General features: G+C 49.1%; 20 protein-coding genes and 1 tRNA gene. All 21 read left to right on the forward strand.

What is annotated here, in order from left to right; genetic code table 11:
* The first annotated feature begins 7 nt into the window (after nucleotides 1-7).
* The 21 genes from trmFO to DW817_RS03250 all read left to right on the forward strand — a co-directional run bounded on the left by trmFO (nucleotide 8) and on the right by DW817_RS03250 (nucleotide 20,028).
* Nucleotides 8-1,324 carry a methylenetetrahydrofolate--tRNA-(uracil(54)-C(5))-methyltransferase (FADH(2)-oxidizing) TrmFO gene (gene trmFO, locus DW817_RS03150; protein ID WP_009014723.1) on the forward strand — a complete coding sequence of 439 codons (1,317 nt, stop codon included), beginning with the start codon at nucleotides 8-10 and terminating at the stop codon, nucleotides 1,322-1,324.
* A gap of 67 nt (nucleotides 1,325-1,391) precedes the next feature.
* A complete protein-coding gene (xerC, locus tag DW817_RS03155; RefSeq protein WP_009014724.1) occupies nucleotides 1,392-2,300 on the forward strand; it encodes a tyrosine recombinase XerC in 909 nt (302 codons plus the stop codon).
* A gap of 14 nt (nucleotides 2,301-2,314) precedes the next feature.
* Nucleotides 2,315-3,091, forward strand: a complete 777-nt coding sequence (codY, locus tag DW817_RS03160; RefSeq protein ID WP_016459515.1) for a GTP-sensing pleiotropic transcriptional regulator CodY — start codon at nucleotides 2,315-2,317, stop codon at nucleotides 3,089-3,091.
* Nucleotides 3,092-3,198: 107 nt separating this feature from the next.
* Entirely contained in the window at nucleotides 3,199-3,852 is a 654-nt protein-coding gene (locus tag DW817_RS03165; protein ID WP_009014726.1) for a site-2 protease family protein, read from the forward strand.
* A gap of 49 nt (nucleotides 3,853-3,901) precedes the next feature.
* Complete coding sequence (locus DW817_RS03170) at nucleotides 3,902-4,651, forward strand: ScpA family protein (protein WP_009014727.1); 750 nt, start codon at nucleotides 3,902-3,904, stop codon at nucleotides 4,649-4,651.
* Nucleotides 4,623-5,234: an SMC-Scp complex subunit ScpB gene (gene scpB, locus DW817_RS03175; RefSeq protein ID WP_120111010.1), complete on the forward strand. Its 612-nt coding sequence runs from the start codon at nucleotides 4,623-4,625 to the stop codon at nucleotides 5,232-5,234. Before DW817_RS03170 ends, scpB begins: the two co-directional genes overlap by 29 nt.
* On the forward strand, nucleotides 5,235-5,975 hold the full coding sequence (locus DW817_RS03180; RefSeq protein WP_120111013.1) for a pseudouridine synthase: 741 nt from the start codon (nucleotides 5,235-5,237) through the stop codon (nucleotides 5,973-5,975).
* On the forward strand, nucleotides 5,968-7,212 hold the full coding sequence (locus DW817_RS03185) for an NAD(P)/FAD-dependent oxidoreductase (protein ID WP_120111016.1): 1,245 nt from the start codon (nucleotides 5,968-5,970) through the stop codon (nucleotides 7,210-7,212). Before DW817_RS03180 ends, DW817_RS03185 begins: the two co-directional genes overlap by 8 nt.
* Before the next feature lie 8 nt (nucleotides 7,213-7,220).
* Nucleotides 7,221-7,892: a (d)CMP kinase gene (cmk, locus tag DW817_RS03190; protein WP_035224241.1), complete on the forward strand. Its 672-nt coding sequence runs from the start codon at nucleotides 7,221-7,223 to the stop codon at nucleotides 7,890-7,892.
* 5 nt (nucleotides 7,893-7,897) lie between these two features.
* On the forward strand, nucleotides 7,898-8,494 hold the full coding sequence (locus tag DW817_RS03195; protein WP_243634059.1) for a 1-acyl-sn-glycerol-3-phosphate acyltransferase: 597 nt from the start codon (nucleotides 7,898-7,900) through the stop codon (nucleotides 8,492-8,494).
* 3 nt (nucleotides 8,495-8,497) lie between these two features.
* On the forward strand, nucleotides 8,498-10,540 hold the full coding sequence (locus DW817_RS03200; protein ID WP_021736662.1) for a bifunctional 4-hydroxy-3-methylbut-2-enyl diphosphate reductase/30S ribosomal protein S1: 2,043 nt from the start codon (nucleotides 8,498-8,500) through the stop codon (nucleotides 10,538-10,540).
* Nucleotides 10,541-10,555: 15 nt separating this feature from the next.
* On the forward strand, nucleotides 10,556-11,605 hold the full coding sequence (gene fni / locus DW817_RS03205) for a type 2 isopentenyl-diphosphate Delta-isomerase (protein ID WP_009014734.1): 1,050 nt from the start codon (nucleotides 10,556-10,558) through the stop codon (nucleotides 11,603-11,605).
* Between the two features lie 14 nt (nucleotides 11,606-11,619).
* On the forward strand, nucleotides 11,620-12,948 hold the full coding sequence (der, locus tag DW817_RS03210) for a ribosome biogenesis GTPase Der (protein WP_016459518.1): 1,329 nt from the start codon (nucleotides 11,620-11,622) through the stop codon (nucleotides 12,946-12,948).
* A gap of 22 nt (nucleotides 12,949-12,970) precedes the next feature.
* Nucleotides 12,971-13,585 (forward strand): glycerol-3-phosphate 1-O-acyltransferase PlsY, encoded by a 615-nt coding sequence (gene plsY, locus DW817_RS03215; RefSeq protein ID WP_009014736.1) that lies wholly within the window; start codon nucleotides 12,971-12,973, stop codon nucleotides 13,583-13,585.
* Nucleotides 13,586-13,595: 10 nt separating this feature from the next.
* Entirely contained in the window at nucleotides 13,596-14,591 is a 996-nt protein-coding gene (locus DW817_RS03220; RefSeq protein WP_009014737.1) for an NAD(P)H-dependent glycerol-3-phosphate dehydrogenase, read from the forward strand.
* Nucleotides 14,592-14,658: 67 nt separating this feature from the next.
* Nucleotides 14,659-15,111: an ACT domain-containing protein gene (locus DW817_RS03225; protein ID WP_009014738.1), complete on the forward strand. Its 453-nt coding sequence runs from the start codon at nucleotides 14,659-14,661 to the stop codon at nucleotides 15,109-15,111.
* Nucleotides 15,112-15,124: 13 nt separating this feature from the next.
* Nucleotides 15,125-16,426 (forward strand): homoserine dehydrogenase, encoded by a 1,302-nt coding sequence (locus tag DW817_RS03230; protein ID WP_009014739.1) that lies wholly within the window; start codon nucleotides 15,125-15,127, stop codon nucleotides 16,424-16,426.
* A 21-nt stretch (nucleotides 16,427-16,447) separates the two neighbouring features.
* A complete protein-coding gene (gene thrB / locus DW817_RS03235) occupies nucleotides 16,448-17,383 on the forward strand; it encodes a homoserine kinase (RefSeq protein WP_009014740.1) in 936 nt (311 codons plus the stop codon).
* A 79-nt stretch (nucleotides 17,384-17,462) separates the two neighbouring features.
* Nucleotides 17,463-17,539: transfer RNA gene (locus tag DW817_RS03240), tRNA-Pro, on the forward strand.
* A 117-nt stretch (nucleotides 17,540-17,656) separates the two neighbouring features.
* Nucleotides 17,657-19,267, forward strand: coding sequence for a peptide chain release factor 3 (locus DW817_RS03245; RefSeq protein ID WP_009014741.1), 1,611 nt, complete (start codon nucleotides 17,657-17,659; stop codon nucleotides 19,265-19,267).
* A 20-nt stretch (nucleotides 19,268-19,287) separates the two neighbouring features.
* Nucleotides 19,288-20,028 (forward strand): WecB/TagA/CpsF family glycosyltransferase, encoded by a 741-nt coding sequence (locus DW817_RS03250; RefSeq protein WP_009014742.1) that lies wholly within the window; start codon nucleotides 19,288-19,290, stop codon nucleotides 20,026-20,028.
* Nucleotides 20,029-20,045: the final 17 nt, after the last annotated feature.

Raw genomic sequence — 20,045 nt, forward strand, 5'->3', positions numbered from 1 at the left:
AGAAACTATGACTGTTCATGTGATTGGTGCGGGCCTTGCAGGCAGTGAGGCCACATGGCAGCTTGTATCGCGGAAAATCCCTGTCAAGCTGCACGAAATGCGTCCCAAAAAATCAGATCCTGCTCACCATACGGCATATTACAGTGAGCTTGTCTGCAGCAATTCCCTACGGGCCGATAACATTGAAAATGCCGTCGGCCTTTTAAAGGAGGAAATGCGGCGGTTGGACTCCCTCATCATGGCTCAGGCGGACGCACACCGCGTCCCCGCTGGCGGGGCATTGGCTGTCGACCGTATGGGTTTTGCCCAAGGAGTTACGGAAGCCATCAGGAATCATCCGCTCGTGACAGTCATTGAAGAGGAAACAATCGATCTTTCCTTTCCAGAAGAAGATTACGTCATTGTAGCAACAGGCCCCCTTACGAGTGAACCCTTATCTGGCGCAATCCAGAATCTTGTTTCCCAGGACTATTTCCATTTCTTTGACGCAGCCGCGCCTATTGTGACCTTGGAATCCATCAACGAGGAGATTGCCTATAAGGCATCCCGTTATGGAAAAGGGGAGGCCGCCTATTACAACTGCCCTTTGAACAAAGAGGAATACCTGCGTTTTTGGGAAGCTCTGCGCACAGCCGAAGTGGCCGACGTAAAGGACTTTGAACATGGGATGGTCTTTGAAGGCTGCATGCCGATTGAAGAAATGGCCGTTCGCGGCGAGGATACCATGCGATTTGGTCCCTTGAAACCGGTTGGGCTTCCCGATCCCCGAACGGGGGAAGATCCCTATGCCGTTGTCCAGCTGCGTCAGGATAATGGGGCAGGGAGCCTCTTTAACATGGTTGGTTTTCAAACGCATTTGCGTTGGCCAGAGCAAAAACGAGTTTTCCGGATGATTCCCGGCCTTGAAGAGGCTGAATTTATCCGCTATGGTGTGATGCATAAAAATTCTTACCTCAATTCACCGCTTCTTCTCGATGCCGATTACAGCCTGAGGAGTCATCCTCACCTTTATTTTGCCGGTCAGATGACAGGTGTGGAAGGGTATGTGGAATCGGCAGCCTCCGGCCTTGCTGCAGGCATCTACCTTTCCCGTACCCTTTCTGGAAAGGCAAAGCTTCTTTTCCCCAGGGAAACGGCCATTGGTGCCCTGTCTCATTACATCAGCAATCCAGAAGTCAAGCATTTCCAGCCCATGAATATTAATTTTGGACTCATTGCCCCGTGGGACGGTCCACGTATCCGTGGTAAAAAAGAGAAGAATCACGCCATCGCGATGAGAGCACTGGATATTTTGGAAAATTATAAAAATTTGTTGCACAATTAACTTATATGTGCTAGTATGAATTATCAGGATTTTACCTACAATTTCATGAATGGGGGAGGTGCTTGCCATGAATAATGTACTGGACCCAATGGCTGAGCGTTTTCTTCGTTATTTGCGTGTAGAACGCAATGATTCCCCCAATACAATCCTGAACTACAAAGATGACCTGATTGCTTTTTCCGTGTTTTTGTCAGGTCGGGGGAAAGCTACTTGGCTTGAGGTATCCCTTCTTGATATCCGTTCTTATCTCGCCCAGCTTCATCGGGAGGAAAAGGCGAGACGAACTATTGCCCGACGCATTTCTTCCCTGCGGTCCTTTTATCGATATCTCATGCGTGAAGGCCTTACGGACAAGAATCCCTTTACCAAGGTCAAGACCCCAAAACTCGAAAAAAAACTGCCTGTTTTTTTAGAGGAGTTCGAGATGAATCATCTCTTGGAGCTGCCTGATCTTTCTACGGAGCTAGGTCAGCGGGATCGGGCACTGCTGGAGTTTCTCTACTCAACAGGCTGCCGCGTGTCGGAGCTTGTGGGACTGACGTTGACCCGTTTGGACCTATCCAATCGCTATGCCCTACTTTTGGGAAAGGGCCATAAGGAACGGATCGTTCCCTTAGGTCATCCCTGTATTAGGGCCATGAACGCTTACTTGACAGGAGCTCGGCGCGTACTCATGGAAAAGTATGAAGTCCCTTCTCATGACTTCATCTTTGTCAATCATCGAGGTACGCCTCTTACAGCACGCAGTGTGAGACGTATCCTTGACCGTTATGTGGAAATGGCGTCCATTCAAAAACACGTCAGCCCTCATACGATTCGGCATACTTTTGCCACACATCTACTCGATCACGGAGCGGATTTGCGCTCCGTTCAAGAACTGCTTGGACACGCAAGTTTATCAACAACGCAGATTTACACGCATGTCACAGCGGACCGAATTGCATCGGTGTATAAGAAACATCATCCAAGAGCGTAATGGGAGGAGACAGCATGCTGGCATTATTAGAAAAAACAAGAATGATCAACAAGCTTCTGCAGAACACGGAAGTCATCAGCTACAAAAAGATGGCCGAAGTCCTCAAGGACGTCATCAAGGCCAATATCTACATTGTTTCCAGTGAAGGTGAACTGCTGGGCTATTCAATCCTTGATGGATTTGAATGTGAACTGATGATCAAAAAGGTCCTTGACGTTGGCCGTTTTCCTGAAAATTATGTAAAGTGGCTGGAACAGATTCGTGAGACCTCTTCCAACTATCGACTTGTCAAGAATATGTGTGCCTTCAGTGATGATACCAAATGTCTTTTTGAAAGCAAATATACAACGGTTGTCCCTATCTTTGGAAACGGGGTCCGTCTAGGTACACTGATCCTTGGAAAGTTCAAGAAGGAGTTCATCGATTCCGATTTACTCCTGTCAGAATATGCAGCTACTGTCATCGGCATGCAGCTGCTCCATGACAAGGCTGTACACATCGAGGAAGCCTCCCGTAAAAAGGCTATGGTTCAGATTGCTTTTTCAAATCTGTCCTACAGCGAACTGGAAGCCATCTCTGAAATCCTGAAGGCACTGCCAGGGGATGAAGGCCTTCTGGTAGCCAGTAAGATTGCTGACCAGGCCGGTATTACGCGCAGCGTCATCGTCAATGCCCTGCGTAAGTTTGAAAGCGCGGGCGTCCTCGAGACCGAATCCCTGGGAATGAAAGGAACTTATGTCCGTATCCTCAATGAATATCTGCGGGATGGTCTAAAAGAACATCGAAAATAATCTGCATCAAGGGTGCTGGTCTATTCGGCACCCTTGCTTTTTATCTGAAGGGCAGCGGACAGTTCCACGTCATGCTTCCTTATGTTGTTTCAGAAAGGAATACCATTATGCTTTCCCTTGATGCAACCATTATCTACCGCATCCCGGCCCTGCTTATGGCCCTTACGGTTCACGAATATGCCCATGGTGCCATGAGCACGCATTTGGGTGACCCAACCCCAGGTGCGCAGGGGCGCCTTACGATGAATCCTTTGGCCCATTTGGATATCATCGGAACCTTGGTCCTGCTTCTTGTCGGTTTTGGTTGGGCCAAACCTGTCATGGTCGACTCAAGATATTATCGGCACCCCCGACATGACATGATGAAGGTGGCCCTTGCTGGACCCTTGGCCAATTTGTTTCTCTGTTTCCTGGCCCTTTCACTGGACGGATTTTTCCTGCGCTATTTTGCTTCCCGAACGTTTTACAGCGTCCATTTTTTCCTGCAGTGGCTAAGCTTATACAATGTTTGGTTTGCCTTCTTCAATTTGGTGCCTCTCCCACCTTTGGATGGATTCAAGGTCCTGAGCTATTTCTTATCGCCCAGTGCGCAATATCGCTATGCCAATCTTGTTGGGCCTTATTCGAACCTTATCTTGATTGTCCTGTGTTTTACAGGTATAATTGGAATCATCATCAGTCCTCTTGCAACGCTTTATCTTCGTTTGGCTAGTGAAGTCAGCTATCTTCTGCTGACGCCTTTTGCCTTTTTCCTGCCGTAAGGGAAGCGGCCTTGCGTTACGGGGGACAGCTTGTGGGGGATTGCGTTTTATGTCGGAAGCCTTGACCGTCAAACTGCCTGATTTTGAAGGACCGCTGGACCTGCTTGTCCATCTCATTGAAAAAGATAAAGTCGATATCTACGATATCCCCATCGTATCAATTACGCAGCAGTATATCTCATACATCAATGAGATGCAGGTCTATGACCTTGATATGGCAAGTGAGTTTCTACTCATTGCAGCGATGCTGCTTCAAATTAAATCCCGTATGCTCCTGCCAAAGGATGATGCGGAAGAGGATGAAGAGAACGATCCGCGGGACATGCTCGTAGAAATGCTTGTTCTCTACCAAAAGTTCAAGAAAAGGGCTGGACTCCTTAGGGAATGCCTTACGGAATCCCGCCTTTTTGCTGTTCGGGCACCTATGAAGCTGGATACAGGGACAAGAAAGATCAAGTCCTACACCATGGCCGATCTGCTTCGCACCCTGATCAGGATGATTCCTGCTCCAGACGAGCGCCCGGCTGTTATTCCGCGGCAGGAGTTCCATGTCCAGGACAAAATGGAAGAAGTTCTCCACCTTCTGAGAAAAAAGAAAAGTAAAAAACAGAAACTGGCTTTTACCGACTTTATCCATGCCAGACATAATCGGAGTGAAACCATTGCTGCCTTTCTGGCCCTTTTAGAACTGCTGCGCCTAAAGCAGATTTCCATTCAGCAGGATGGCGCCTTTTCCCCTATCTATATTACAGAACGAAAGGAGACCGCTCATGGCGATATCGAAACTGGGACAGCTTGAAGCCTTGCTTTTCGCCGCTGGTGACCCCCTATCCCTTGACAGGATAGCCAGTGCGCTTCATCTTTCGCTGAATGAAGCCGATGATCTCTTGAGTCTGCTTTCAACGTCCTATCAAGAGGAGGATCGGGGCCTTACACTAAGGCGAGTCGCTGGGGGCGTTCAGGCGGTCACTAAAAAAGAGGCCATTAGTGTGATCCGGGATCTTTACGAAAAGCAGGAACAGAAGATTTCGAACGCAGCTATGGAAACTCTCGCCATTGTGGCTTATAAACAGCCGGTTACCAAAAGTGAGATTGAAGCCATTCGTGGGGTCAAGGTTGATGGGGTTGTTAGTACCTTGACGGAGATGGAACTCATTATGGAAGTTGGCCGCAAGGAAGTCATGGGGCGGCCTATTTTATATGGCACGACAGAAAAGTTTCTTGTGACCTTTGGCCTTGAATCCCTCTCTGCGTTGCCGGAACTGCCTGAAGAACTTCTGGATGGGGTCTTTGAAAGGGAAGAGGCGGCGGACATAGGAAGAGATAAAGAATCTGTACATGAGGAAGGAGTACCCAGTCTGGACCAGACGGGGCATGAATAAATGACGGAAGTACAAGTTGAACGGCTGCAGAAAATGATGGCAGCCTCTGGCGTTGCAAGCCGCCGGGAGTGTGAAAAGATCATCCTGCAAGGACGGGTCACCGTGAATGGCAAGCCCGTGATAGAACTTGGAACAAAGGTCTCTCCTACGGATCGGATCCTCATTGACGGGCGTCCCTTGCGCAAGGAAAGACACCGTTATTTCCTGCTCAATAAACCGCCTGCCGTCATGACCACCATGAAGGATCCGCGGGGCCGCAGGACGGTCGCCGAGCTGATGGATAAGGAACGGGAACGCGTCTATCCAGTGGGCCGTTTGGATTTCATGACGGAGGGCCTTCTCATTATGACGAATGATGGCGCCTTGGCCCAAGGCATGACCCACCCCAGTTATCACATCAATAAGACCTATGAAGTCGTTGTCGACGGGCACGTTGAAGAAGAAAAGCTGGACAAGCTGAGGACGGGTATCCGTCTGTGTGATGGGATGACAGTGCCTGCCCTCGTGGAGGTCAAACGCTATGATTCCCGTCGTGATCAGTCAATTTTTGAAGTCACCATTCACGAAGGACGCAATCGCCAGGTTCGGCGCATGTGCGAAGCCATTGGCTATCCTGTGAGGAAACTCAAACGGACTCAGGTCGCTTTCCTTTCTTTACAGGGTGTCAAAAAAGGAGCCTATCGCGAATTGACAGATGATGAAGTCGTGCATTTGAAGAAGCTGGTGATGCATCATGAATAAGGTCATTATCATTGGCGGCGGGGCGGCGGGACTTTTGGCGGCAATCTCTGCAGCCCAGAGGGGAGCCGACGTAACTATCCTGGAGCGAATGGAACGGGCTGGCAGGAAGCTCATGATTACGGGGAAAGGGCGCTGCAATATCACCAATCACTGCACGATGGATGAGATGATTGCCCATATCCCGGGTAATGGCAAATTCCTTTTCGGTGCTTTTCATCGCTTTACCAATGAAGATATGATTGCTCTTTTGGAAAGCCATGGACTAAAAACCAAAGTGGAGCGGGGAGGCCGCGTCTTTCCCCAAAGCGATAAAGCTTCCGATGTAGTTCGGACTCTGGAAGGAATCCTTTATGGACTTGGAGGAAAGATTTTCTTTCACCGCCGAATCACGCAGCTAGCGTGTCAAGAAGGTAAGGTCAGTGCCGTATATGATACAGATGGTCGCTATTATGATGCTGATGCCTTTATCATTGCGGCAGGAGGGGCTTCCTATCCGCGAACTGGATCAACGGGGGACGGCTATGACCTTGCCCAGCAAGCTGGCCACACCATTATTGCGCCGAGTCCTGCTTTGGTTCCCTTGAATTGCGACCTGGGGGACATGAAGGCCCTCCAAGGCCTATCCCTGCGCAATGTAGAGGCTTCCCTTTGGGATAAAGGAAAGCTGGTAGGAAAGGAATTTGGCGAAATGCTCTTTACTCATTTTGGAGTCAGCGGACCCATTATTCTTACCCTTTCCCGGGAAGCGGCGCGTTATTTCAAAGCCCATCCGCAAGGCTTTTTGAATCTTTCCATCGACCTTAAGCCGGCGCTTACCCGGGAGCAGCTTGACGCGCGGCTTCAGCGGGATTTTCAGAAATACAGCCGCAAAGGCCTCAAAGCGGGCATGCACGACTTGCTGCCCCAGGCCCTTATCCCCTTTGTCATAGAAGAGGCCTGTTTGGTGCCTGAGCAGCCTGTCAATCAGCTGACACGCAAGGAACGCCTTCGTCTCGTTGATGTCCTCAAGGGTTTTCCCCTTCCGGTTACGGGGACGCGCCCTCTTGAAGAAGCCATTGTTACAAGCGGCGGCGTAAGCATCAAGGAAATCTCACCATCGACCTTTGCTTCCAGGCTTTACCCGAATCTCTTTTTTGCCGGTGAAGTCATGGATGTAGATGGCTTTACAGGCGGTTATAATCTGCAGGCGGCTTTTTCCTCCGGCTATGTAGCGGGAAAAGAAGCAGCTGAACTTTGAAAAGAGGAATGACATTGAAAAAGATCATCATTGCTATAGATGGCCCTGCGGGAGCAGGGAAAAGCACGATTGCAAAGAAAGTCGCTGCCAGTCTTGGCTATGCCTATATCGATACAGGGGCCATGTATCGTGCTGTGACCCTTTCCTGCCTAACTGCAGGACTTTCTCTTACAGAATCGGCTGCGACTCAAATGGCCCAAGGCATCAAGATTTCTTTCCGCTATGAAGATGGCCGGAACCAGGTCTATCTCAATGATCACGAAGTTACAGATGCCATTCGTAGCCTTGAAGTTTCCCGGAATGTTTCACAGGTCAGTGCCTATGGCGGCGTTCGCACAGCAATGGTTGCTCAGCAGCGGAAGATGGGAAAAAATGGTGGGATTGTCATGGATGGACGTGATATTGGCACGGTCGTCTTTCCGCATGCCCAGCTTAAGGTCTTTTTGACTGCCTCCGTGGAAGAACGGGCTCGCCGGCGCTTTGAGGAACTTAAGGTGAAGGGGGAGACTGTTTCTTTGGAAGACCTTAAAAAGAGAATCAGTGAGCGGGATCGTTTAGATGAGACAAGGGCGATTTCTCCTCTCAAAAAGGCAAATGATGCAGTGCTCATTGATTCTACACAGATGTCCATTCAGGAAGTCACGGAAACAATCCTGTCCTTGGCTAAAAAGGAGAGATGAATCTCATGTGGTACCGATTTGTACAGCTGCTTTTTAGAGTACTGTTTTCCATCTTTTTCCGTTTGGAGACCATTGGCCGCGAAAACATTCCTCACGAAGGACCTGTTGTCATCGCTTCCAATCATGTCAGTCTCCTTGACCCTCCTATGATTGGAACGGCGGCTTCAAGACCCATTCACTTTATGGCCAAATCAGAACTTTTTGTTCCTGTTCTAGGAACGCTTTACCGCTCCTTGGGCGCCTTTCCGGTCCATCGCGGGGCTGTCGATACGCATGCCATTCGTCATGCCTTGAAACTTCTGAAAGACCGTAAGGTCATTGGAATCTTTCCAGAAGGGCACAGGATCCGGACGGGAAAGCTCGGAAAAGCAGAACCAGGTGCCATGGCGATTGCCATCAAGGGAAAGGCACAAGTAGTCCCCACAGCCATCCTAGGGTCCAACCTGGGAGCACAAAAAGGCTTCTGGCCCCATATCAAAGTTGTTTTTGGTCAACCTATTTCTGTCTTTGGGGCTGAAGGCGGTAAAAAAGATACGGAAGCCTTTACGGAGGAACTGATGGGTGAAATATCCCGTCTCATCAAGGAAAATGGGGGCATTTGAGCCATGCAGATCATTGTCGCAGATCCCTGTGGATTTTGTTATGGAGTAAAACGTGCGATAGACATTGCACAAATGAACGTAAAAGGATATAATACTAGTATTGCCACCCTAGGTGAAATTGTTCATAACCCTCGGGTTGTGGAATCGCTCGCGCAAAAAGGTGTACAATGCAAGGAAACACTGGCCGATTTTTCCGCTGGTGATACGGTTATCTTTCGTTCCCATGGTGCAGCTCCTCAAATTTATGAGGAAGCCGAACAAAAAGGACTTAAGATCATTGATGCCACTTGCCCCCATGTGCGGAAAGCACAAAAGACAGCCGCCGCCCTTTCCAAGGAAGGCCGGTTTGTCATCATCATTGGGGAGAAGCGTCATCCTGAGGTGCAAAGTATCAAGGCTTGGGCAGGTAAGGATTCTCTGGTCATCGAAACAGCTGATGACGTGGAATCTCTTCCTGTAAGAGATAAGTTTGGTGTAGTGAGCCAGACGACTTTTGAGGCAGGGAAGTTTAACCTTCTGCTTCATCTGTCGCAGGAGAAACGATCTGGTGACTACAAAGTGGAAAGGACCATCTGTACAGCCACTGCTGAACGTCAGGAAGCAGCAAGGAAACTTGCTGGAAACTGTGACGCGTTCTTTGTCTTTGGCGGAAAAAACAGTGCCAACACACGCCATTTAGCGGAACTTGCACGCCCTATCAATCCCCGAACCTATCTTTTGCAGGACGCTAGCGAGATTACCTTATCCATGCTTGCCGGAGCAGAAAAAATTGGCATTACTGCTGGTGCATCTACACCGCAGGAAATTATTGAGGAGGCTATTGTAGCTATGGAAACGATGGAAGAACTGTTGGGACAAGAAGAAAGCATGAAACTGCACATTGGTATGATTGTTGAGGGCACGGTCATCGACGTAACCAAAGATGAAGTGGTTGTTAACTTTGGTTACCAGAGCGAAGGTTCCGTACCCTTTGACCAATGGGTTCAGGGTGGTACCAAGGAAACCGTCGCTCCCACTGTAAATAAAGGCGATAAGGTCACGCTGAAAGTCATTGCCAGCGAAAATCAGGATGGTCTCGTTGTTCTTTCCAAGACGAGAGCTGAAGCTGACCAGGCTTGGCTGAAACTGCCGGAAGAATTCACTGATGAAAAGAAAGTGGTTACCGTTAAAGGCCTGCGTGCCGTTAAAGGCGGCCTGACCGTTGCCTATGAAGGCCTAACAGGATTCATCCCTGCTTCTCACCTTGATCTTAGACATGTGGATGATGTCAAGGAATATGAAGGTAAGGAACTTGAAGTTTCCCTTCTTGAAATCAACCCTGAAAAGAAACGTCTTGTCTTCTCCCGCAGAAATGTCCTGAGAGAAGAACGTGCTGCCAGAAACGCTGCCTATAAGGAAGAACGCGCTCGCCGTGAAGAAGAACGCAAGGAAGCCATGGATAAGGCTTTTGAAACCTTCCATGAAGGTGAAACTGTTGAAGGGACGATTCGGAGCATCGTCGATTTCGGGATGTTCGTTGAAATTGCACCTTTTGTTCAGGGCCTTGTTCATATCTCTGAAATTTCCTGGGATCGCAGCGTCAAACCGGCCGATCTCTACAAAGTCGGTGACAAAGTTGAAGTCTACATCAAAGGCCTCGACGCTGAAAAAGGCCGTATTAGCCTTTCTGTTAAAGCGCTTCAGGAAGATCCTTGGCAGGCTGCTGCAAAGAACATCCATGTCGGTGACATTGTTACCGGTACGGTTCTTCGCTTCCTTCCCTTCGGTGCGATTGTCAAATTGAATGATAAGAACGAAGGCATGATCCACATCTCCGAAATTTCCGAACAGCGTATCGAAAAACCGGAAGATGTTCTGGAAGTTGGTCAGGAAGTCAAGGTCAAGGTTCTGCGTGTTGACACGGAACATAAGAAGATTGCCCTCAGCATCACCAAAGCAAAGGAAGATGCTGAAAAGGCTGAAATGAGCCAGTACCTAGGCAAAAAAGGCGCTCTCTCCCAGGATCTGGGTGAAAAACTCGCTGAGGTAGAAAACGAAGCCAACTAATTAAAGGAGTCTCCAATGAAAAGCCGGGAAAGTCGTAAGCTCGATCATATCCGATACGCACTTTGTGTCGGGGATGGGCCTTGCGCTTCCGGCTTTTCTGACGTTCATTTGCTTCATCATTGCCTGTCAGGCATCTGCCGTAATGAGGTGGACCTGACTTGCTTACTGCCAGGCCTGCCCGCTCTGGCCCATCCGATTATCATCAATGCCATCACAGGCGGGGCAGACGCGGTCGCAAAAATCAATGAATCACTGGCCATTGTCGCCCGCGAAACGGGTTCAGCCATGGCCGTTGGTTCCCAATTTGGTACGGTGCGAACGGGGCTTCATCGAGATAGCTATACGATTGTCCGAAAGTGCAATCCCAAGGGGCTCATCTTTGCTAATTTAAGTGCTTTTGCCTCTGTAGAGCAGGCAAAGGCCGCTATTGACATGATTTCTGCCGACGCCCTTCAGATTCATTTGAATCCTGCCCAGGAACTTGCGATGGAAGAAGGGGATCGGGACTTTTCGAACTGCCTATCTCATATAGAAGCTATGGTACAAGGTGTTGGGGTCCCTGTTATTGTCAAGGAAACAGGCTGCGGCATGGCCAAAAAAGAGGCCCAGGACCTCCTTGATGTTGGCGTAACACTCCTTGATATTGGTGGGGCAGGGGGAACCAATTTCCCTGCCATCGAGCATCAGCGTTACCCAGAAGGCAATGAAGAGCTCTCGGAATGGGGCATCCCCACGGTCCTGTCCCTGCTATCCGTCGTACAGACGGTTGGTTGGGGAAATGGGGTCATTGCCTCAGGAGGCATCAGGAGCGCCCTTGATGTGGTCAAGGCCCAGGTCCTTGGGGCTTCAGCGGTTGCCATGGCAGGTAATCTGCTGCAAAAGATTCAGCAGGAAGGAACTGAGGAAACCATTCATTTTCTGCAGCGGTTGCTGAACAAGGTTCTTGACTTTTATACCCTTCTTGGCTGCAGAACCTTCAGGGATCTTCACGAGGCGCGATATTATCTAACCGGCGAGACGGCCCAAGCTGTTTCATGGCTCCGGAAGTATGACCAGAATGATTGAAAGAGGAATCCTATATGAGTAAACCCATTGTTGCCATTGTCGGCAGACCGAATGTCGGCAAGTCAACTTTATTCAATATTTTTGCGGACAGCCGCATCTCCATTGTGGAAGATACGCCGGGTGTCACGCGGGACCGGCTTTATGCCGAAGCAGAATGGCTAGACCGCCGCTTCATGATGGTCGATACGGGCGGGATTGAAATTGCCAATACCGACTCCATTGCCGTTTCCATCCGGGAGCAGGCTAAGATTGCCATCAAGGAAGCCGATGTCATCCTCTTTGTCTGTGACGCCCGTACAGGGGTTACGACAGAAGACCAAGAAGTGGCCAAACTGATCCGTATGGCCCAAAAACCGGTCGTCCTTGCTGTTAATAAAGCCGATACGCCGACCCAGGAACTGGAAGCCTATGAATTCTATAACCTGGGCATTGGAGAACCCTATATGATTTCGGCGTCCAACCGACTTAACCTCGGCGACCTGCTTGATGCCGTTGTATCCCACTTTCCTGATGAGGATGAATCCGATGATGATGATCATGATGACGTCATCAAGGTTGCAATCATTGGACGACCGAATGTGGGCAAATCCTCCATCTTCAATGACATCATTGGGCAGACCCGCTCCATCGTCAGCGATGTGGCAGGGACAACCCGTGATGCCATTGACGTTCCTGTCATGAAGGATGGTCAGACTTACCTCTTCATCGATACGGCAGGGATGCGCCGCAAAGGGAAAATCGATGAACCGATTGAAAAGTACAGCATTATCCGTACCCTACGTGCAGTGGACCGTTCCGATGTTGTCCTCATGGTCCTCGATGCCGTTGATGGCGTTACCGAACAGGATAAAAAGATTGCAGGCTATGCCCACGAGGCAGGCAAGGGTATTGTCCTTGTTGTCAATAAGTGGGATCTGTATCAAAAGGATGAGATGTCAACTGTTCATTATACGGAAACTATTCGAAAAGAACTCATCTTCATGCCTTATGCCAATGTCGTTTATGTTTCGGCCCTGACGCAGCAGCGCATCAGCCGCCTGCCCGATCTTATCAAAGATGCGGCCGAAGCTAATGCCATGCGGATTTCAACATCCGTCCTCAATCAGGTTGTGACCGATGCCGTGGCTATGAACCAACCGCCCATGGAAAAGGGCAAGCACCTGAAAATTCTTTATGCAACCCAGGTCAAGGTCAAACCGCCGACCTTCGTGATTTTCTGCAATGAACCGGAAATCATGCACTTTTCCTACCAGCGTTACCTTGAAAATAAGCTGAGGGAAGCCTTTGGATTCCAAGGAACGCCCATCAATCTCATTGTACGCGGTAAGAATGAAGATAACTGACCCATAAGGAAGGCGCATTGGAATGAGTGTATTGTTAGGAGCTCTTATCGGGTATTTCATGGGGTCCATTCCTTGTGGCCTCGTATTTGTAAAAGCCATCTGCGGCATTGATATTAGGCAGTACGGAAGCCATAATATTGGGACGACGAACGTCTTTCGAACGGTCGGTGCGCGCATGGCTTCCCTGGTCCTATTGGGGGATCTGGGCAAGGGCGTTGTGGCTCTTTTGTTGGTTAGCCGTTTTGTGTCCACTGACCTTTGGCCGCAGCTTGCTTGTGCAGCTGCCTCCATCTTGGGGCACAGTTTTTCCTGTTTCCTCCATTTTAAAGGCGGACGAGGCGTTGCTACCGGGCTTGGTGTCCTGCTTTATTTCATGCCTGATGTTTCTGTTTTTGCCCTCACCGTATGGCTTGCCATCGTCTTTGTCACACGCTATGTCTCGTTGGGTTCCATTGTGGCTGCCTTTTGCGCACCTCTTGGCGCCTATTATTTAGGCTACGATCTTCCTCTTGTTATTTTTACGGCAATCATCGCTGCAGTTGTCATTGTCCGCCATTATGAAAATATGGTCCGACTCTTTCACGGCACGGAAAACAAAATTCGGGAAGGTCATCTGTCCGTGAAAGATAAAAAATAAGGAGGAAACCATGTCCATCGCTGTAATTGGTGCAGGAAGCTGGGGAACCGTCCTTTCGAAAATCCTTGCTGATAATGGCCATGACGTCGTGCTTTGGGCTCGGAATCCAGAAAAAGCCGCGCTCATTGAACAGACGCGGATCAATAACGATTATCTGCCAGACCTTACGCTTTCACCATCCATTCATGTAACCCATGATTTTCAATGGGTGGGAACAGCGGAGGTCCTTGTCTTTGTTGTCCCATCAAAGGGGATGGGGACTGTATGCAGTGACCTTTCCAGGGTTACGAAAGGGAAAGGAAAGATCCTTCTTACCTGTACAAAAGGATTCTCTCGGGAAACGGGAAAGCTGATGTCGGATGTGTTGGAACGCTATTTTCCTGAGGCACAGGCCATCGCAGCATTAAGCGGCCCCAATCTTGCTAAGGAACTTGCCCAAAAGCAGCCAAGTGCTTCCGTCATCGCCTCAAAAGATCCAAAGGCAGCAAAAATCCTGCAGGATCTGTTCCTCAATGGATATTTTCGGCCCTATATTTCAGACGATATCCTTGGCGTTCAGTTATGCGGTGCCCTGAAAAACTGCTATGCCCTTGTGACAGGGATGATTTCGGGTCTGGGGCTTGGTGAAAACAGTCAGGCAGCTCTCATTACCCGAGCCCTTGCAGAAATGACAAGACTTGGGCTTAAATTGGGAGCCCATCAGGAAACTTTTGCCGGGCTAAGTGGAATCGGAGATCTTGTCGCGACCTGCACAAGTCCTTTGAGCCGCAACCATACGGCAGGCACCTTGCTTGCCCAAGGAAAAGCTGCCAAGGACATAGAGCAAGGGACCCATATGGTCATTGAAGGCATGAGTACGACAAAGACCGTTTATGCCCTTTCTCACAGACTTGGTGTCGAAATGCCTATTATCGATCAACTTTATGAAGTTCTGTACCATCATAAGGAAATCACTCTTGCGGCCCATGATCTTATGTCACGATCGGGGAAGAAAGAGTGGAACTAATTATTGAATTATGATATAATGTCCTTCTAGAAAGGATAAACATTCTTTGGAAAAGGATAGATGCAACATGACAAACGAAAAAAAATCAGAGTTCTATTTAGTCAGAGAGGAAATCCTACCTGAAGCCATCAAAAAAACCATTATGGTCAAGGAAATCCTCAAACGCGGTAAACTTAAGACTGTCAATGAAGCTGTTGCAAAGGTTGGGCTAAGCCGTAGTGCATACTACAAATACAAGGATTACGTCTTTCCCTTCTATGATGCAAGTCGTGAAAAGGTCATCACTATTTCCCTGCTCCTGGAACACAAACCAGGTGTTCTTTCTAGCGTTCTCAACACAATTGCCGCTGATGGGGGAAGTGTTATCACGATCAACCAAGGTGTTCCCCTGCAGGGTGTTGCCAACACAACCATTTCCGTGGAAACAAAATTCCTCACCATCGATATGGAGGCCCTTTTGGATAAGGTTCGCCTCATCGAAGGAGTAAAACGGCTGGACGTGCTTGGTCAGGTCGATTAAAGGGGTCCTTATTTTGAAAAAAGAAATCAATATTGGGCTTTTGGGCACAGGAACCGTCGGTGGAGGCGTGATTCTTGTCCTGAAAGATCATGAAGCGCTCATTACGGAACGGGTGGGGACACCTATCCGTATCAAAAAGGTGTTGGCAAGGCATCCGGAAAAGGTGCATGCTTTGGATCCGTCCCTGCCAGTTGTCACGGATATCGAAGAAATCACCGGTGACCCTGATATTGATATTGTTGTTGAACTGATTGGCAGGGAGCATCCTGCCCTTGAGTACATGAAAAAAGCCTTATTGGCCGGTAAGAACGTTGTTACGGCCAATAAGGATGTTGTGGCTGTTCACGGGAAAGAACTCTTTGAGTTGGCAGCAGCCCACCATGTCGATTTTCTTTTTGAGGCATCGGTGGCTGGGGGAATCCCCATTATTCGACCGCTGAAAGAATCCTTGGCAAGCAACCGGATTTCCCTCATTATGGGAATTATCAATGGGACGACGAACTACATGCTGACCCGGATGACTGAAGAGCATATGGATTTTACAGAAGTGCTCAAACAGGCACAGGAAAAAGGTTATGCCGAGTCGGATCCAACCGCTGATATCGGTGGCTTTGATGCAGCGCGAAAAATTGCCATCCTTTCTTCCATTGCCTTCAATACACGGGTTCATTTGGATGAAGTCGAAATTGAAGGTATTGAAAAGATCTCCCTTCGTGATATCGTCTATGCAGAGGAACTGGGCTACACCATCAAACTCTTGGGAATCGCCAAGCAGTTGAAAAATGGGAAGATTTCTGTGGGGGTCCATCCAACGATGCTTCGTAAGAATCACCCGCTTGCGTCGGTGGATGATGTCTTTAATGCCGTCTATATCGAAGGTCAGCCCATTGGTGAGGCCATGTTTTATGGCCGCGGTGCCGGCCGTTTTCCGACGGCCAGTGCGGTGTGCGGAGATATCATTGAATGTGCCCGTAACATCCGTGAAGGATGCAATGGCAGGGTTGGCTGTACCTGCTATGAAGAGAAAGCCCTGGCGCTTAAGGAGGAAGTTTTCTCCCAGTTTTACGTGCGCCTTCTCGTCGACGAAGCGCCTGGTGTATTGGCACAGATTGCCAGTGTCTTTGGCAAACACGAGGTCAGTCTCTTCAATGTCCTGCAGACTCGTAAATTAGGTGATTTAGCAGAAATTGTTGTAATTACTCATCCTGTTTCCGTTTATGACCTGGAAGAAGCCACAAAGGAATTGGCAGTAACGAAAGTCGTCAATCGCATCAGCAACGTACTTCGCGTTGAAGATGACCAATCCATCTGTTAAGTCAGCAAAGGAGTGGAAAGTATGGACGTTCAAAAAGTCACGGTCCGAGTCCCTGCAACTTCCGCCAACTGCGGACCTGGATTTGACTGCTTAGGACTTGCCTGTTCCCTCTATAATGTATTTACTTTTGAACGGATTCCGCAGGGAATCGAAGTCTCAGGGGTAGGGGAAGGTGCCGAAATCCTTCCTTTGGGCCGCCATAATCTGGCGGTCTCTTCCTTTTATGCATTATGGGAGAAATATCAGGGAAAGGAAACGGGAATCCGCGTCACAAGCGTCATACACGTACCTGTATCAAGGGGGCTCGGAAGCAGTTCGACGGCTGTAGTGGCTGGTCTTATGGCAGCTAATGCCATGCTGGGATCACCGCTGACCAAAAAGGAACTGGTTACGGAAGCAACCCTCATTGAAGGGCATCCAGATAATGTAGCACCTGCCATCCTCGGTGGGATCACCATCAATATCATGGCCGATGACAAGGTCAAAAGCTTGCGTTTTCTGCCGGCCTGTCCTCTGGGCATGATTGTCTTGGTCCCAGCCCTTCATGTATCCACGGAAGAGGCAAGGAAGGTTCTGCCGAAAGAGATTCCTCATAAGGATGCGGTGTATTCTGCAAGCCGCGCAGCTATGCTCGTCGGCTCACTCATTACAGGACACTTTGAAAACCTTCCGGAAGCGCTGGAAGATAAGCTTCATACGCCGTATCGGCTTCCCCTGATCCCGGGGGCGTCAGAGGCCCTCAAAGGGGCTCGCGATGCCGGTGCGTACAATGCCGTCATCTCAGGATCGGGTTCGACCCTTATGGCCTATGTACCGGAGGAAAAGGATCGCTCCCGCATTGCAGAGGCTCTAGCAGCACCCTTCCGTAAGCTTGGCATTGCGTGCACCCTTCATCAGGTCAGCATAGACACGGAAGGAGCCGTTGTTTCTCTAGCAGAAGAAGCGGAAAGATTCTGATGAAGCCTCCTTTATTTTCGTGATTTCAAAAATAAGGGTTGACTTTATGGAGAATATCGAGTAAAATTATTACTGTTGTCGGGGCGTGGCGCAGTTTGGTAGCGCGCTTCCTTGGGGTGGAAGAGGTCGTGAGTTCGAATCTCGCCGCTCCGACCAATTTGTGATTTGACGCCATAAAGTTCGAAACTTTGTGGCGTTTTTTCATGCCTCTTTCAGGGTATGAACATAGCATACGGAATTGACCTTAACCGGGCTTTAGGAGGAGTTTCATCGATGAGTGAATTACAGGATAAAATCAATAAAAGGCGGACTTTTGCCATCATTTCCCATCCGGATGCTGGTAAAACGACCTTGACCGAAAAACTGCTTCTTTATGGGGGCGCCATCCATCTTGCCGGATCGGTCAAGAGCCGCAAAACAAATCGTCACGCCGTTTCTGACTGGATGGAAATTGAAAAACAGAGAGGGATTTCTGTTACAAGCAGCGTGCTCCAATTTGATTATGATGGGTACCGCGTTAATATCCTTGATACACCGGGCCATCAAGATTTCAGTGAAGATACTTATCGAACCTTGATTGCTGCCGATTCCGCGGTCATGCTGATTGATGCGGCCAAGGGCGTGGAACCACAGACGAAAAAACTCTTTTGGGTCTGCCACCGAAGAAAACTGCCGATCTTTACCTTTGTCAATAAATTGGACCGCTATGGCCGGGCCCCTATGGATCTTATGGACGAAATCGAAAAGATCCTTCATATTAATGCTTTCCCTATCAATTGGCCAATTGGGGTTGATGGGCACTATATCGGGGTCTACGACCGAATCAAAAAACAGGTGGAACTCTTTGACAATGATAACAGCCATGGCAGCAAGATCCTTAAATCAACGACGGGGGATTTAAACGATCCTGCCATCAAGGAAGCCATCGGCGAGGCCAATTATCAGACACTGCTCGATGACATTGAGCTTCTTGACCTAGCCGGTGATGAATTTGACCTCCAAAAGGTCCTGGATGGGGAACTGACGCCGATGTTCTTCGGGTCTGCCATGACAAACTTTGGTGTCCGGCCTTTCCTTGAAAAATTTCTGGAACTGTCCCCCGCGCCGCAGCCTCGCAAATTAAAGGATGGCGGTGTCGTCATGCCTGACGATGAGAATTTTAGCGCCTTCATTTTTAAAATCCAGGCCAACATGAATCCGGCCCATCGCGACCGTATCAGTTTTATGCGCATTTGCTCCGGCAAATTTGAGAAGGGCATGACCGTCTGGCACCTCCAAGGCAATCATCCAGTTAAGCTTTCCCAGCCCCAGCAATTCATGGCACAGGAACGGACGACCGTAGAAACAGCCTATCCTGGTGATATCATTGGCGTCTTCGATCCTGGCATCTTTACCATTGGGGATACCCTTACAAGTGAAAAGAATAAGATCCAATTCGAGGATTTTCCTATTTTTCCGCCTGAAATTTTTGCAAAGGTCCAGCCTAAGGATTCCCTCAAACGCAAACAGTTTGAAAAGGGTATTGTTCAACTGGCACAGGAAGGGGCCATCCAGGTGTTCCGTCAAAAGAATATTGGCATGGAAAGCTTTGTTGTAGGAGTAGTCGGTGTCCTCCAGTTAGAAGTTCTGGATTATCGCCTTAAGAATGAATACAGCGCCCAACTTCTCATGGATCGCCTGCCCTACAGTGTGGCTCGCTGGGTCTATGCTGATGATGCCGAGGCCATTCGTAATATGAAGGGCCTTGATAATGGGATGCTTGTCTATGATAAACTTGGCCGTCCCGTCGTTCTTGTTTCCAATGAATGGAATCTTAACTGGCTCTTGGAGCGGAATCCTGGTATCAATTTCACAGAAGTGCCATCTGAAGCAAGAGCCATCTAACTTATGGAAAGGAGCAGGGTATGCTCATGAAAAAGGCCATTAATATCCTTGGCGTTCCTGTTACGCCTTTTTCCATGGAAGAAGCAGTCTCCTTCCTCATGGATCGGATTGCAAAGAAGATGCCCACACAGGTGGTCACGGCTAACGCTGAAATCATCATGATGGCACGGAACGACAAACGCTATGGTACGCTCCTTCAACAGGCCGATTTGGTTCTTGCAGATGGGGCGGGAACGGTCTGGGCTGGCCGCACCTTAGGATATGAAGTCCCTGAACGGGTGGCTGGTTTTGATTTATTCGTGGAACTGATCAAAAAATCAGCTGAGGAAGGAATCAAACTCTACTTTTTTGGAGCCGCTCCTGGTATCGCAGAAGCTGCAAAAGCCAAAGCTGAGATGTTGGCTCCCGGCGTTTCCATCGTTGGCACGCGGAATGGGTATTTTTCAGAAACAGATATAGAGGAAATCATTGACGAAATCAATGCTTCTGGGGCCCAGATCTTATTTGCAGCTCTTGGCGCGCCCAAGCAGGAGTACTGGCTGCGTGATCACGCAAAACAGCTGCGGCCCCTTATCCGGATTGGACTGGGAGGATCCTTTGATGTACTTGCCGGTAAGACGACGCGGGCCCCTCACTGGATGCAGAAAGCTTCCCTGGAATGGCTCTATCGTCTTTATAAGGAACCGAGCCGAATCGGTCGTATGATGGCCCTGCCGCGTTTTGTCCTTGCTGTCCAGAAGGAAAAAAGAACCCATAAATAGACAAAGGGTGTTGAATT

Source organism: Acidaminococcus sp. AM33-14BH (assembly GCF_003603525.1).
In the GTDB taxonomy this organism is placed as follows: domain Bacteria; phylum Bacillota; class Negativicutes; order Acidaminococcales; family Acidaminococcaceae; genus Acidaminococcus; species Acidaminococcus intestini.